Source organism: Oxalobacteraceae sp. CFBP 8761, assembly GCA_014841595.1.
Lineage (GTDB): Bacteria > Pseudomonadota > Gammaproteobacteria > Burkholderiales > Burkholderiaceae_D > Telluria.
On record JACYUE010000002.1, the window covers coordinates 1,193,231 to 1,207,414 of the forward strand.

Sequence of the window (14,184 nt, forward strand, 5' to 3'; positions counted from 1 at the left end):
AGTAGTTATGGGCCGTTAGCTAGTGACGCTTAGCAAGCGACGGCGCATAATCGCGTTTTTTACATCAAATCAGTAAAACCAGCGCCGGCGGCGCCAACGTCCATGTCCACATCGTCATCCACTACCCCCACCATCCTGTCGCGTCTGGGCAGCCTGTATGGCCGCTCGCTGTACCGCGCCTTGTTACTGGTGGTGTTCGTCGGACTGGCGGGACCGGCCGCCGTGGGCAGTTATCTTCTGATCGGGGTCCAGGAGCGCGCGGCGGTTGCCGCGGCGCTCGACGAATCGCTGCAGCGCAATGCAGAGATCCTCGCGCTCGGCGTGCAGGAGCCGCTCTGGAATCTGGATCCGGAAACGGCGCGGCCGCTGCTCGATGCGATGCTGCGCGACCCGGCCGTCGTCATGGTCGAGCTGCATGGCCCGGAAGGCGAGGTCGCGCTACGGGTACGCTCGCCGGCGAGGCCGCTGGGCCAGGTGCTTAGCGCCGAACGGCCGGTCGTGATGCGCGGCGAGACGATCGGCACCGTGCGTCTCGAGATGGACGACTACCTCAGCCGCCAGGAACTGCGCCGCAAGCAGCGCAATTATGCGCTGGTCGTTGTCGGGCAGGTCGCCGTTTCGCTGCTGCTGATCGCGCTGCTGTTGCGGCGCCGGTTGCTCTCGCCGCTGCGCAGCCTGATGCGGTTTTCCGACCGGCTGGCGCGCGCCGACTTCGATACGCCGCTCGCGCTGTCGGCGGCCGACGAACTGGGGCGCCTGGGCCGGCAGATGGAGCGCATGCGCCTGGCCATTCGCGATCTGTTCGCCGACATCGCGCGGCGTGAAGAACAGTTTCGCAGCATCGTGAACCAGGTCCCCGGCGCCGTGTTTCGCGTGCGCGCCGGCGGGGCCATCGAATTCGTGAGCGATGCGATCGAAGACATCACCGGCCACTCGGCAGAGCGCCTGATGCGCGCCACGACCGACGACTGGAGCGATATCGTGCATCCGGAAGACCGGCGCCGGTACAGCCACACGGTGCGCCACGCCGCGCGCGTCGGTGACGCGTATCAGATGGAATACCGGATCATCGATGCCCACGGCGTGGAGCGCTGGGTGCAGGAAAGCGGCCAGCCGCAGGGATTGTCGGGCGCGGCTGCGCTGGACGGCGCGGTGCGGATCGACGGCATCATCTCGGATATCAGTGAGCGCAAGCACAACGAGATGCGCATCGAGGCCCTGCTCACCGAACAGGGCGCGATCCTCGACAACGTGATGTTCGGCGTGCTGTTCGTGCGCCAGCGCCGCATCGTTTCGAGCAACCGGCGCGGCGAAACGCTGTTCGGCTACGACGAGGGCCAGATGGTCGGCCAGTCGACCGAGATCCTGTACCCCACGCGGGAGGATTACGAGCAGACCGCCATGACGCAATACCCGCTGCTGGCGCGGCGCATGGACCTGGGCGAGGAACACCAGCTTCGCCATCGCGACGGAAGCCTGTTCTGGTGTCTGGTGAGCGGCTCGGCGCTCGACCCGGCGTACCCGGACGAAGGCAGCATCTGGGTGTTCGCCGACATCACCGAACGCAAGCTGGCCGAAGAAAAGCTGCGCCTGTCGGCCACGGTGCTCGAACACATCGCCGATGGCGTGATGGTGCTGGACGTGACGGGCCGGATCGTCGCCATCAACCCGGCTTTCACCTGCATCACCGGTTACAGCGAAGAAGAGGCGGTGGGGCGCGAGTCGAGCATGATGCGCGGCCGGCTCCAGGACGACGCCTTCTATCACAAGCTGTGGCGCGAGCTGGACGAGACGGGCTTCTGGCGCGGCGAGATCTGGGATACGCGCCGGGATGGCGAAGCGTATCTGGAGTCACTGACCGTCACGGCGGTGCGGGGCGACGCTGGCGCGGTCACGCATTACGTGTCGGTCTTCAGCGACATTACCCGCGCGCGCGAATCGCAGAACCAGCTCGACCACCTGGCACACCACGATCCCCTGACCACGCTGCCCAACCGCCTGCTGTACCACGACCGCCTGCGCCACGCGATGACGCGCGCGCAGCGCGACGGCCAGCAGCTCGCGGTGCTGTTCATCGACCTCGATCGCTTCAAGAACGTCAACGACACACTGGGGCACCACGTCGGCGACGAACTGCTCAAGCAGGCCGCAAGCGCGCTGGCCCGGTGCCTGCGCGAAGGCGACACGCTGGCGCGCCTGGGTGGTGACGAATTCATCGTGCTGCTCGAGGATATCGGCGGCGTCGCCGGCGCGACCCGCGTGGCGGCCAAGCTGATCGCGATGTTCGAGCAGCCGTTCATGGTGTCCGGCTACGAGCTCTTTGTCACGGGCAGCGTCGGTATCAGCCTGTATCCGCAGGATGCGCAGGACATGCACATGTTGATCCGCAACGCCGACGTGGCGATGTACCAGGCCAAGGCGCGCGGGCGCAACGGCTACCAGTTCTATGCGGCGTCGATGAGCGGCGACGGCGTCGAACGCCTGCGCATGGAAGGCCTGCTGCGCCGCGCGATCGACAAGAACGAGATCTATCTGGCGTACCAGCCGCAGGTCGAGATGGACACTGGCCGCCTGACCGGCGTGGAAGCGCTGGTGCGCTGGCACAGTGCCGAGCTGGGTCAGATCGGCCCGTGCCAGTTCATCCCGCTGGCCGAAGACACCGGTTTTATCGGCCAGCTTGGCCAGTGGGTGCTGCAGGAAGCCTGCCGCCAGATGGTGGCGTGGGAAGCGCAGGGCTTGAGCATGCCGAAGATCGCCGTGAACCTGTCGGTGCGCCAGTTCGAGCGCGGCGGCATGGCGGCGATCGTGACCGAGGTGCTGGAATCGACCGGCCTCGCGCCGCACCGGCTGCAGCTGGAAGTGACCGAGTCGATCATCATGAACACGGGTGATGCGCTGCAGTACGTGAAAGACCTGCACGCGATCGGCGTGGGGCTGGCGATCGACGATTTCGGCACCGGCTATTCATCGCTGGCGTACCTGAAGCAGTTGCCGGTGCAGACGCTCAAGATCGACCGCAGCTTCATCAAGGATATCTCGCAGGGACCGGACGACGAGGCCATCGCGGTTGCCATCATCCAGCTTGGCAAGAGCATGAACCTGTCGGTGATTGCCGAAGGTGTCGAGCGTGCGGATCAGGCGGCCTTTTTGCTGCGCCACGGGTGCAATCTGGCGCAGGGGTATCTGTATGGGAAGCCGGTGGCGGCAGGCGAGATTCTGGCGCGCTGGGGCGTGCAGGGTTAGTCCGCGCCGCCCAGCAGCAGCCGCAGATTGCAGTCGCGCTGCCATTCGCGGCGCTCAGCGCTCGATTGGGCCAGGCGCGCCAGTTCGGCCGGCGCGATTTCGGCCTGGGCCTGGATCAGCCGATCGGCCACGCCACCATCGGGCACCATCGTGCCGAAAAACGCCACGGTGTCGCCGCGCTGCAGCAGCAGCGTCGGGAAGTTGTCGACATCGAGGTCGCCGACCAGGGCGGCCTGGTCTTCGATGTCGATCCAGATGAAGTGCTTGTCCGGGTGGCGCGCGGCCAGGTTCTCGAACGTGGCGCGGTAGGTCGCGCAGGTGCCGCACCAGGCGGCGCACAGACAGGCGACCGTCCAGGCGTCGTCATGGACGGCGGCGACAGCGGCGTTGAGGGTCGAGGAATCGAGGGTCAGGCTATGCATGGAGCGCATTTTACTCCGTGTTGCGCTGCAATGTGGGGGTGAAGGCCGGCTGGCATGGATGGCGCCCGGCCAAGCGGTTAAAATACGGGATGCCTACCATTCTTGCCATTGAAACCTCGGCCGAGCTGGCGTCTTGCGCGCTCCTGGTCAACGATGCCGTCATTTCCCGTGCCACGGCTGGCGTGCGCAGCCACTCGCAATCGATCCTGCCGATGGTGCAGGAACTGCTGCGCGAAGCAGGCATTGCGCTGGCGGACTGCGACGCCATTGCCTTCGGGGCCGGTCCCGGCTCGTTTACCGGTGTGCGCACTGCCTGCGGCGTCGCGCAGGGATTGGCGTACGGCGCCAATCTGCCGGTGCTGCCGATGGTGACGCTGGCAGCGATGGCTGAAAGCTGCCGGGCGCGCTGCGGCACGACCGAAGTATTGACCGTGCTCGACGCGCGCATGGGCGAAGTCTATTGGGCGCAGTACCGCTTCGATGGCGCATGGTACGAAGTCGTGGCGCCCACGCTGAGCGCGCCGCAGGCCGTGGCGCCGCTGGCGGTTGCTGGTCTGCAGGCATGCGGCAACGGCTTCGAGGCGTATGCCGACGCGTTCGCCGGACAGGCATTTGCTGCCGGCGCCATGGCGGACATCGTGCCGCATGCGCGCGAGATGGCGCCCCTTGCCGTTGGGGCGCTGGCGGCCGGGCAGGGCGTGCCGGCGGCGCAGGCGCAGCCGATTTACCTGCGCAACAAGATCGCGTTCACCACCGCCGAGCGCCTGGTGATCAATGCCGCCAAGGCCGCCGCATGAGCGACCTGCAAGATCTTGGCCTGCAACTGGCGCCGATGACGGCGGCCGATGTGGGCGAGGTGTGCGCGCTGGAGGCGAGCGTGTTTCCGTTTCCCTGGAGTCGCGGGAACTTCATCGACTCGCTCAACAGCGGCTACGATTGCTGGACCGTGCGCGATGGCGCGGGTGCGCTGGCAGGCTACTACCTGTTGATGTACGCACTGGACGAAGCGCACCTGCTCGACGTCGCCGTGGCGGCGAGTCGCCAGCGCCAGGGATTGGGCCGGCGCTTGCTGGCCGTGCTCGCGGCGCGCGCGCGCAGTCAGGGCATGACGTCGATCCTGCTCGAGGTGCGGCCGTCGAACGAGCGCGCGCTGGACGTGTACCGGCGCCATGGCTATGTCCATATCGGGCGCCGCAAGGGCTATTATCCGGCCGGCGCCGCGGGCCGTGAAGATGCCATCGTGATGAGGCTGGATTTATGAAGACCGTGAGCGGGCGCGATGCGCTGTTCCTGAACGAGATGGGGATCGGGCCGTTGTGGCAGTTACGGACGGCTGCGCCTTCCGCGGATGCTGCTGGTGACGATGTTGTCGCCAGCGATGTTGATTTCGCTGGCGACACTGCGCCGGCGGTGGCAACTGCTTCTGCGCCGGCGGTTGTTCCGGCTTCTGCACCGGTGCCGGTCCCCGATCCTGCCCCGCTCGCGCGCGGGATGACGCCGCTGTCGGCGCCGCCGTATCGCAATCCGCCGCCCGTCGCCACTGACGCTGCGTGGGACGACGGCAGTACCGCCGCCCCGGCCGCCCCCGACGTGTCGACGCTCGACTGGGCGGGCTTGCGCCAGGCGATTGCCGGCTGCAAGGACTGCGCATGCGGAGAAGGGCGCAAGCCCGTGTATGGCAGCGGGCCGCGCCAGGCGGTCTGGCTGATCGCCGCCGGCACGCCAAGCGCGCTCGACGAGCAGGCGGGCCAGCCGCTGACGGGTGATCCGGGCAAGCTGCTGGACAATATGTTGCACGCGGTCGGCCTGTCGCGCGAGCGCGATGCGTATGTCACGCCGCTGGTGAAGTGCCGCCCGGTCAACGCCAGGGGCGGCGAGCGCGCGCCGACGCTTGACGAAATCACGGCGTGCCGGCCGTTCCTGGAGCGCGAGCTGGCGCTGACGGGCGCAACGACGGTGCTGACGATGGGGCAGGTCGCCGCCAACGGCCTGCTGGGCCGCGCGCTGAACGAGCCGCTGGCCGGCGTACGTGGTCAGGTGCATGCGCTGGGCGAAGTGCCGCTGGTCGCCACCCTCCATCCAGGCGAATTGCTGCTGCGCGGCGCCGACAAGGCGCTGGCCTGGGCTGACCTGTGCCGGGCGCGTTCGCTTGTACCCCGCACCTAGTTATCAGGCCGCGTTCCACGCGCGCTGGCGGCACCTGACGCTGCCGCCGGTGCGCGCGTTGGCCTGGCTGCTTGATTCGCCCGACCTGCTCGATGGCGCAGCACCCGCATGGGCCGGGCGCGTGGCCACGCTGGGCCCGGTTACGGACGAGGTCGCCACGTGGCTGGCGCAGTTGGACGCCGACCCAGCAGACCTGAACGCCGCGCTCGGCGAGAAACCGTACACGCGACTGGGGCTGTACGCCGAAAAGCTGATGGCGTTCTACTTCGCGCAGCAGGGCCGGCTGGTGGCGCACGGCCTGCAAATCCGCGCCAACCGCAACGACACGGTCGGCGAATTCGACTTCCTGCTCGAAAATGGCCCGGATGCGCTGGAACACATCGAGTTCGCCACCAAATTCTATCTGCAGGGCGAAGGCGGCTCAGGGGGCCTCGACACATTGGTCGGCCCGAACCTGGCCGACACGCTGGGCCTGAAGATGCGCAAGATCTTCGAACGCCAGCTCGCGCTGGGCCAGCACCCGGCCGCGCAAGCGCAATTGCCACGTCCCGTCGACAAAGCCGGCGCTTTAGTCAAAGGCTGGCTGTTCTACCCCGCCGGCAGCTGGCCGGCAATGCAAGGCATCACCCAAGGCCATTGCCGCGGCTTCTGGTGCGCACTGAGCGAGCTGGACAATCTGCCCGACGACATCTACGTGATCCTGCCAAAACTCGAATGGCTGGCGCCACTGCGCATCGCTTCACCGACTTGGACAATGACCCGCGCACAACTGGCAGCCGAACTGACCGACCGCTTCGCCATCTCAAACACCCCAGCGCTGATCGCGCGCGTCCGCCCACAAGACAACGCACTGGAAGAAGCGGACCGCGGCTTCATCGTCCCCAACGACTGGCGCACCCGCGCCCAAACCGCCCACCCCTAATCCTCAATGAGGGTCAGAGTCGATTTATTGAGCAATTTCCCGAATTGCCCAATAAATAGCCCCCGACCCTGCCTCGAACCTCGCCGTTGAGCCCACCAAACAAATTAGGGTCAGAGTAGATTTAATGGGCAATTCCCCAAAGTTGTCAAACAATTCGACTCTGACCCCCATTATTTTTTTGCTTGCTGGATTCGTTTGGTTTGACTGCCGGCATCAGATTCAGCCGGTGACTGAATCGGTTCGGAATGCGCTGACAAAGGCGTATTGCCCGGCAAAATCAGGCCCGCCAAACAATTAGGGTCAGAGTCGAATTATTGAGCAATTTCTCGCGAATGCGGAGAAAGTAGGGACAGAGTGGCTGTGGTGAGCTATTGCCTGCGGCATATGCCGGGCAGGGCAATCTTCACGGAAAGAGGTCAGGCGAAACGTTGTCAAACAATTCGACACTGACCCTAGTTTAGTGTTTGCCTTCGCCGATCAGGCCGAGGGAGTCGTGTTCGCGCTGGTTCATCAGGTGGCGGCGTTGGATCAGCAGCATGATGCCGGCGACGGACAGGCCGAAGATGACGATGATGATGTTCAGGTCGAGGTTCAGCGTGATCATGACCGCGTAAGCGGCGAGCATCGTCAGGATCGACAGGTTCTCGTTGAAGTTCTGCACCGCGATGGAGTGGCCGGCGCTCATCAGGACGTGGCCGCGGTGCTGCAGCAGCGCGTTCATCGGGACCACGAAGAAGCCCGACAGGAAGCCGATGAAGGCCAGCAGCGGGTAGGCCAGCGTGACCGATTTTACGAATACCATGCTGGTCACCACCAGGCCCATGATGATGCCCATCGGGATCACCGTGAGCGACTTGCGCAGCGGGATCATGCGGGCGGCCATGGCGGCGCCCAGTGCGACGCCGATCGCAACCACGCCGATCAGGTTCGTCGCCTGGTCCAGCGGCAGCCCGAGCGATGCTTCGGCCCACTTGAGCACGATGAATTGCAGCGTGGCGCCGGCGCCCCAGAACAGCGTTGTTACGGCCAGCGAAATCTGGCCCAGCTTGTCACGCCACAGCGTGGCCGAGCAATTGGCGAAGTCGGTGATGAGCTTGATCGGATTGCGTTCCTGGTGCTCGTAGCGCGCGCCGGTGTCTGGGATGCGCAGGTTGAAGATGGCGGCCAGGATATAGATTGCGACGACGACGGCCATTGCGGCCTCGGCCGGCGTGTCGATGCCCAGGTTCGGCAGCAGGTCGAACGAGAGCAAAAAGCCCGAGCCGCGCGGGCTGACCAGCGTGCCGCCCAGCACAGTGCCGAGGATGATCGACATCACCGTCAAGCCTTCGATCCAGCCATTGGCCGGCACCAGTTTTTCTGGCGGCAGCAATTCGGTCAGGATGCCGTACTTGGCAGGCGAATACACAGCCGCGCCAAAGCCGACGACGGCGTACGAAATCAATGGGTGCACCGTGAAGAACATCAGCGCGCAGCCGAACACCTTGATGATGTTCGCGATGAACATCACGCGGCCCTTGTTGAGCGCGTCGGCGAAGGCGCCGACGAAGGCGGCCAGCAACACATAGAACAGGACGAACGACAGCTTCAGCAGCGGAGTGAGCGATGCCGGGGCGTCCATTGCGACGAGCAGGCTGATCGCGACAAACAGGAGCGCGTTATCTGCCAGCGACGAGAAGAACTGCGCCGCCATGATGGTATAAAAACCACGGTTCATTCTAAAATTCTAAAGTTCGGTCCGGGTTGCTTTATACCATGAATGGCTGGCGTGGCGAAGCCGTACAATGCGCCGTGGCTGCACCGGCAACGCCCGGTGGCCTGCTCCGGTAGAATAGCCACTCCAACTTTTCGTACCGGTTTCATCCCGATCGCCGACCATGCCGCGCCCACTCTTTGCCACCATCCACCCCGACTCGATGCAGCACAATCTGTCGCAGGCCCGCACCTGCGCGCCTATGGCGAAGATCTGGGCGGTCGTCAAAGCCGATGCCTACGGCCACGGCCTGGAACGCGCGATGCACGGCTTCGCCACGGCCGACGGCCTGGCCCTGATCGAGCTCGAAAACGCCATCCGCCTGCGCGAACTCGGCTGGATCAAGCCGATCCTGTTATTAGAGGGATTCTTCGAAGCAGCCGACGTGCCCCTGCTGGCCGAACACAATATCGTCACAGCCGTGCACTCGGTCGAACAGATCAAGCTGCTCGAATACACCCAGCTCTACCGCCCGATCGACGTCTATCTGAAAATGAACACGGGGATGAACCGCCTGGGCCTGCGCCCGGACGAATACGCGGCCGCCTACAAACGGCTGCGCGCGATCCCCGACGTGCGCAACATCACGCACATGACGCACTTTGCCAACGCTGACGAGCTCGAACATCCGTTGCTGACGATCGCCGAACAGGTGCGCCGCTTCCAGACCGGCGCCGGCGACCTGCCCGGCGAGCGCAGCCTGTCCAATTCGGGCGGCGTGCTGCATCAGGCTGAGCTTGCAGAGCACCTGTCCAACGACTGGGTCCGTCCCGGCATCATGCTGTACGGCGGCACGCCGGGTGGCCGCAGCGCCAGCGATTTCGGCCTGCGCCCGACCATGACGCTGCGCTCGGAAATCATCGGCATCCAGCACATCGAGCGTGGCGACACGGTCGGCTACGGCAGCCGCTTCGTGGCCGACGGCCCGATGACGATCGGCGTCGTCGCCTGTGGCTATGCGGACGGCTACCCGCGCAGCGCGCCGCATGGCACGCCGGTGATCGTCGATGGCGTGCGCACGGGGCTGATCGGCCGCGTCTCGATGGACATGATGACGGTCGACCTCTCACCCGTACCCAATGCGCGCATCGGCAGCAAGGTCACGCTGTGGGGCGATGGCCTGCCGATCGACGACGTCGCGCAGGCCGCCGGCACGATCGGCTACGAGCTGATGTGCGCCGTCGCGCCGCGCGTGCGCATCGCCGAAGGCCGCCTGGGCACCGATGGATAACCGATAGAGAACATGGCAAAAGCAAAAACCAATTACACCTGCTCCGAATGCGGCGCAATCGCCACCCGCTGGATGGGCCAGTGCGCCGACTGCAAGGCCTGGAACACGATGGTTGAAACCGTCGTCGAGGCGCCCGGCGTGAACCGCATGTCCCAAACTCCGCACCGCGCGCTGGCGCAGACAGCACCAGTGCTGTCGCTGGCCGATATCGAGGCGATCGACGTGCCGCGTTTTGGCACCGGCATCGAGGAATTCGACCGCGTGCTGGGCGGCGGCCTGGTGGCCGGCGGCGTCGTGCTCATTGGCGGCGACCCGGGCATCGGCAAATCCACGCTGCTGCTGCAGGCGCTGGCCAGCCTGTCAAAAACCCGCTCCACGTTATATGTCAGCGGTGAAGAATCCGGCGCCCAGATCGCGCTGCGTGCGCGCCGGCTCGCGGTCGACGCGCAAGACCTGAAACTGCAGGCCGAGATCCAGCTCGAGAAAATCCTCGGTACGATCGCCGACCTCAAGCCCGAAGTTGCGGTGATCGATTCGATCCAGACCGTGTATTCGGATGCCCTGACGTCCGCGCCCGGTTCGGTGGCCCAGGTGCGCGAATGCGCGGCCCAGCTGACGCGCGTGGCCAAGCAGACCGGCGTGACGATCATCCTGGTCGGCCACGTGACGAAAGAGGGCGCGCTGGCCGGCCCGCGCGTGCTCGAACACATCGTCGACACGGTGCTGTATTTCGAGGGCGACACGCAGTCGAGCTTCCGCCTCGTGCGGGCGATCAAGAACCGCTTCGGCGCCGTCAACGAGCTGGGTGTGTTCGCGATGACCGAAAAAGGCCTGAAAGGCGTGTCGAATCCATCCGCGCTGTTCCTGTCGCAGCACGACACGCCGGTGCCGGGTTCATGCGTCATGGTCACGCAGGAAGGCACGCGCCCGCTGCTGGTCGAGATCCAGGCGCTGGTCGACACGAGCCACCTGCCCAATGCGCGCCGCCTGTCGGTTGGTCTCGAGCAGAACCGCCTGGCGATGCTGCTGGCGGTGCTGCACCGCCATGCCGGCATCGCCGCATTCGACCAGGACGTGTTCATCAACGCAGTGGGTGGCGTGAAGATCACGGAGCCGGCGGCCGACCTGGCCGTGCTCCTGGCGATCAATTCATCGATGCGCAGCAAACCGTTGCCGCGCGGGCTCGTGGTATTCGGCGAAGTGGGCCTGGCCGGTGAAATCCGGCCGGCGCCGCGTGGCCAGGAACGCTTGCGCGAAGCGGCCAAGCTGGGCTTTTCGATTGCCGTGATCCCGAAGGCGAATGCGCCGAAGCAGAAAATCGAGGGCATGACGATCATCGCCGTCGAACGCATCGAAGAAGCGTTCAACAAACTGCGCGAACTCGACTAGGCGCATGGCAAACCGGCACGGCGCAACAATGTCGTGCCGGATCCTGTGGATGTTCCTATAATATTGTCTCTTTTCAGGCATCATGGGAAACACGTGTTACAAGAGCAGAGGCAGTCCCCGCGCAAAGTATTGCGTACCAAAGTCTTGCTGGCCATTGACGGTCGGGCGCCATTCATCGGCAAGAGCGTCGATGTCAGCCCCAACGGCATCAGTGTCAACATCCCCGACCCGATGCCGGTCGGACTCGCCAGCCAGCTGCGTTTCGACCTGATGATCGACGGTCGCTTCACGACGATCGACACGCGTGCCAAAGCGCTGCACTGCATTTTCAGCGGCGGTGAGTACAAGGTGGGGTTTCAGTTTCAGAGCCTTGACCTGGCAGCCGTGACCGCGCTGGCGCGCTTCCTGCGCTGACAGTAATGCTGACATCGACGCGCCATGCGACAAGCGGCGAGCGCCCTGAGGCCTCGCCGCTTGCTGTCTGACCCGCTGAGCGGGTTTGTCGCTATTCGTGATAGCGGTCTTCGAGTTCCCTGGCACTGCCACGTACTTCCTGGTAGATCTCGAACGCGACCAGTGCCGCCAGCCCGCCCAGGATCCCCATGACCATCATGTCCAGCATACAATCATCAACGCCGTTGGGCATTCCCTCCATGTGAAGACGACACTTCAGGTTAGCAGCTGACACGGTATTTACAAGGCTGGCGAAGGTGGAAAAATATTGGTGCACGCCCAGCCGCGCGCCGCGTCCCCACCGGCAATGCCATGCTTGCGGCCGTGTCATGTTCGTGTCACATTTCAGAATATGTCATGAACTTGTCATATTCGCCCGCTAGACTGCGCTTCATCGTCAGCGGGATCGTCCCGTCGTTCTATTTTCAGAGGATCAGATATGCGCATGAAGCATCTCTTCGTTTCGATTGCCGTTGCCGCTTCGGCATTCACCGCAACCGCACAGGCCGCCAACATCACCGGCGCAGGCGCGACGTTCCCTTATCCGATCTACGCCAAATGGGCCGAGCTGTACAAGGCAGCATCGGGCAATGGCCTGAACTACCAGTCGGTCGGTTCCGGCGCCGGCATCAAGCAGATCAAGGCCAAGACCGTCGACTTCGGCGCGTCCGACATGCCACTGGCAGCCGCTGAACTCAACGCCGCCGGCCTGTTCCAGTTCCCGGCCGTGATGGGCGGCGTCGTGCCGATCGTCAATCTGGCGGGCATCGCCCCGGGCCAGATGAAACTGAGCGGCGCCGTCATCGCCGACATCTACATGGGCAAGATCGTCAAGTGGAATGCGCCGCAGATCGCCGCGCTGAACCCTGGCGTGAAATTGCCGGACGCCGAGATCACCGTCGTGCGCCGCGCCGACAGCTCGGGCACGTCGTTCCTGTGGACCGATTTCCTGTCGAAGTCGAGCCCGGAGTGGAAGACCAAGGTCGGCGCCGGCACCACCGTCAAGTGGGCAGTGGGCGTGGGCGGCAAGGGCAACGAAGGCGTCGCCGCCAACGTGCAGCGCATTAAGGGCGGCATCGGCTACGTCGAGTGGGCCTACGCCAAGAAGAACAAGATGTCGCACACCCAGCTCCAGAACAAGGATGGCGTGTTCCTGCAACCAAGCGACGACGCCTTCAAGGCCGCCGCTGCCGGCGCCAACTGGTCGGGTACCCCGGGCTTTGCGGTCATCCTGACCGACCAGCCAGGCAAGGACAGCTGGCCAGTCACGGGCGCGTCGTACATCCTCGTGCACAAGGCCCAGGACGCGGCCAAGGGCAAGGAAGTGCTGAAGTTCTTCGACTGGTCATACAAGAACGGCGCCGCCTCGGCTGCTGAACTCGACTACGTGCCAATGCCTGCGCCAGTCATCAAGCTGGTGCAGGACGCCTGGCGCACCAATCTGAAAGACACCACCGGTAAGGCGCTCTGGTAATCCACTAGTTTTCATCATCGAAGGACCGGCCCGACCGGTCCTTCTGCATGCCAGCAATATTGACAAAACGATATTGATTACGAGTCTTATAGCGAGTCTTCCACACATATGAGCGCCCACCCATCCTTGTCCGTGCAGGACCTGCCTGAAAAGGCAGCAGCCGAAGACGCCCGCCGTTACGCTGCACTGCGCACGACGATGCGCAACCAGCGCATCCAGGACTTCTTCTTCCACAAAATCACGCTGCTGTTTGCTGCCACGGTCCTGGCGGTGCTGATCGGGATCATCATCTCGCTGGCCATCGGCGCCGCGCCGGCGTTCTCGCAGTTTGGCCCGGGCTTCATCACCCGCGTCGAGTGGGATCCGGTCAACGACGAGTTCGGCGCGATGATCGCCATCTGGGGCACGCTGGCCACCTCGATCATCGCATTGGCTGTCGCGTTTCCGATCAGCTTCGGCATCGCGCTGTTCCTGACCGAAATCTGCCCGGCCTGGCTGCGCCGCCCGCTGGGCACCGCTGTCGAACTGCTCGCCGGCGTGCCGTCGATCATTTACGGCATGTGGGGCCTGTTCGTGTTCGCGCCGATGTTCGCCGACCACGTGCAGCCGCTGCTGAAGGAAACCATCGGCCAGTTGCCGGTCATCGGCGTCATCTTCCAGGGCCCGACGATGGGCATCGGCATCATGACCGCCGGCCTGATTCTGGCAATCATGATCATCCCGTTCATCGCCTCGGTGATGCGCGACGTGTTCGAGATCGTGCCGACCGTGCTGAAGGAATCGGCGTATGGCCTCGGTTGCACCCGCTGGGAAGTGGTGCGCAAGGTCGTGCTGCCATATACCCGCAACGGTGTGGTGGGTGGCGTCATGCTGGGCCTGGGCCGCGCGCTCGGCGAGACGATGGCCGTGACGTTCGTGATCGGTAACGCGCACTCGCTGTCGGCTTCGCTGTTCTCGCCGGGTAATTCGATTTCGTCGACGCTCGCCAACGAATTTGCCGAAGCGGCCAGCACGCTGCATTCGTCGTCGCTGTTTGCGCTGGCACTGATCCTGTTTGGCATCACGTTCATCGTGCTGTCGGCGGCCAAGATCATGCTGCTCGGTATGTCCCGTAACGAAGGTACGAAATAA

General features: G+C 64.5%; 11 protein-coding genes and 1 pseudogene. 10 read left to right on the forward strand and 2 right to left on the reverse strand.

The genetic code is table 11. The features are described 5' to 3' along the window. Window positions 1–102 precede the first annotated feature (102 nt). Window positions 103–3,243 carry an EAL domain-containing protein gene (locus IFU00_17695; protein ID MBD8544119.1) on the forward strand — a complete coding sequence of 1,047 codons (3,141 nt, stop codon included), beginning with the start codon at window positions 103–105 and terminating at the stop codon, window positions 3,241–3,243. Here IFU00_17695 and IFU00_17700 read toward each other — a convergent pair. Beyond that, on the reverse strand, window positions 3,240–3,665 hold the full coding sequence (locus tag IFU00_17700) for a thioredoxin family protein (GenBank protein MBD8544120.1): 426 nt from the start codon (window positions 3,663–3,665) through the stop codon (window positions 3,240–3,242). The genes IFU00_17695 and IFU00_17700 overlap by 4 nt on opposite strands. Before the next feature lie 89 nt (window positions 3,666–3,754). Here IFU00_17700 and tsaB point away from each other — a divergent pair, with 89 nt between their 5' ends. The 4 genes and pseudogenes from tsaB to IFU00_17720 all read left to right on the forward strand — a co-directional run bounded on the left by tsaB (window position 3,755) and on the right by IFU00_17720 (window position 6,753). Further along, a complete protein-coding gene (gene tsaB / locus IFU00_17705) occupies window positions 3,755–4,462 on the forward strand; it encodes a tRNA (adenosine(37)-N6)-threonylcarbamoyltransferase complex dimerization subunit type 1 TsaB (GenBank protein MBD8544121.1) in 708 nt (235 codons plus the stop codon). Next, on the forward strand, window positions 4,459–4,926 hold the full coding sequence (gene rimI / locus IFU00_17710; GenBank protein MBD8544122.1) for a ribosomal protein S18-alanine N-acetyltransferase: 468 nt from the start codon (window positions 4,459–4,461) through the stop codon (window positions 4,924–4,926). Before tsaB ends, rimI begins: the two co-directional genes overlap by 4 nt. Further along, window positions 4,923–5,813: pseudogene (locus IFU00_17715) on the forward strand (uracil-DNA glycosylase). Before rimI ends, IFU00_17715 begins: the two are co-directional and overlap by 4 nt. Continuing rightward, window positions 5,707–6,753, forward strand: coding sequence for a DUF1853 family protein (locus IFU00_17720; protein ID MBD8544123.1), 1,047 nt, complete (start codon window positions 5,707–5,709; stop codon window positions 6,751–6,753). Before IFU00_17715 ends, IFU00_17720 begins: the two are co-directional and overlap by 107 nt. A 457-nt stretch (window positions 6,754–7,210) precedes the next feature. Here IFU00_17720 and lplT read toward each other — a convergent pair whose 3' ends face one another. Continuing rightward, the gene (lplT, locus tag IFU00_17725; GenBank protein MBD8544124.1) at window positions 7,211–8,470 is read right to left on the reverse strand and encodes a lysophospholipid transporter LplT; all 1,260 of its coding nucleotides are present in this window, start codon (window positions 8,468–8,470) and stop codon (window positions 7,211–7,213) included. Window positions 8,471–8,630: 160 nt separating this feature from the next. On the opposite strand from lplT, the gene alr reads away from it, so the two are divergent. The 5 genes from alr to pstC all read left to right on the forward strand — a co-directional run bounded on the left by alr (window position 8,631) and on the right by pstC (window position 14,184). Then, entirely contained in the window at window positions 8,631–9,737 is a 1,107-nt protein-coding gene (gene alr / locus IFU00_17730) for an alanine racemase (protein MBD8544125.1), read from the forward strand. A gap of 12 nt (window positions 9,738–9,749) precedes the next feature. Further along, window positions 9,750–11,126: a DNA repair protein RadA gene (radA, locus tag IFU00_17735; GenBank protein MBD8544126.1), complete on the forward strand. Its 1,377-nt coding sequence runs from the start codon at window positions 9,750–9,752 to the stop codon at window positions 11,124–11,126. Between the two features lie 93 nt (window positions 11,127–11,219). Then, a complete protein-coding gene (locus IFU00_17740; protein MBD8544127.1) occupies window positions 11,220–11,540 on the forward strand; it encodes a PilZ domain-containing protein in 321 nt (106 codons plus the stop codon). Between the two features lie 478 nt (window positions 11,541–12,018). Beyond that, complete coding sequence (gene pstS, locus IFU00_17745) at window positions 12,019–13,053, forward strand: phosphate ABC transporter substrate-binding protein PstS (protein MBD8544128.1); 1,035 nt, start codon at window positions 12,019–12,021, stop codon at window positions 13,051–13,053. A 108-nt stretch (window positions 13,054–13,161) separates the two neighbouring features. Continuing rightward, window positions 13,162–14,184, forward strand: coding sequence for a phosphate ABC transporter permease subunit PstC (gene pstC, locus IFU00_17750; GenBank protein MBD8544129.1), 1,023 nt, complete (start codon window positions 13,162–13,164; stop codon window positions 14,182–14,184).

Bases quoted from the DNA above. Each gene is read 5' to 3' on its own strand.
- IFU00_17695 (MBD8544119.1), top strand. From the start codon at position 103: ATGTCCACATCGTCATCCACTACCCCCACCATCCTGTCGCGTCTGGGC.
- IFU00_17700 (MBD8544120.1), bottom strand. From the start codon at position 3,665: ATGCATAGCCTGACCCTCGATTCCTCGACCCTCAACGCCGCTGTCGCC.
- tsaB (MBD8544121.1), top strand. From the start codon at position 3,755: ATGCCTACCATTCTTGCCATTGAAACCTCGGCCGAGCTGGCGTCTTGC.
- rimI (MBD8544122.1), top strand. From the start codon at position 4,459: ATGAGCGACCTGCAAGATCTTGGCCTGCAACTGGCGCCGATGACGGCG.
- IFU00_17720 (MBD8544123.1), top strand. From the start codon at position 5,707: ATGCGCTGGGCGAAGTGCCGCTGGTCGCCACCCTCCATCCAGGCGAAT.
- lplT (MBD8544124.1), bottom strand. From the start codon at position 8,470: ATGAACCGTGGTTTTTATACCATCATGGCGGCGCAGTTCTTCTCGTCG.
- alr (MBD8544125.1), top strand. From the start codon at position 8,631: ATGCCGCGCCCACTCTTTGCCACCATCCACCCCGACTCGATGCAGCAC.
- radA (MBD8544126.1), top strand. From the start codon at position 9,750: ATGGCAAAAGCAAAAACCAATTACACCTGCTCCGAATGCGGCGCAATC.
- pstS (MBD8544128.1), top strand. From the start codon at position 12,019: ATGCGCATGAAGCATCTCTTCGTTTCGATTGCCGTTGCCGCTTCGGCA.
- pstC (MBD8544129.1), top strand. From the start codon at position 13,162: ATGAGCGCCCACCCATCCTTGTCCGTGCAGGACCTGCCTGAAAAGGCA.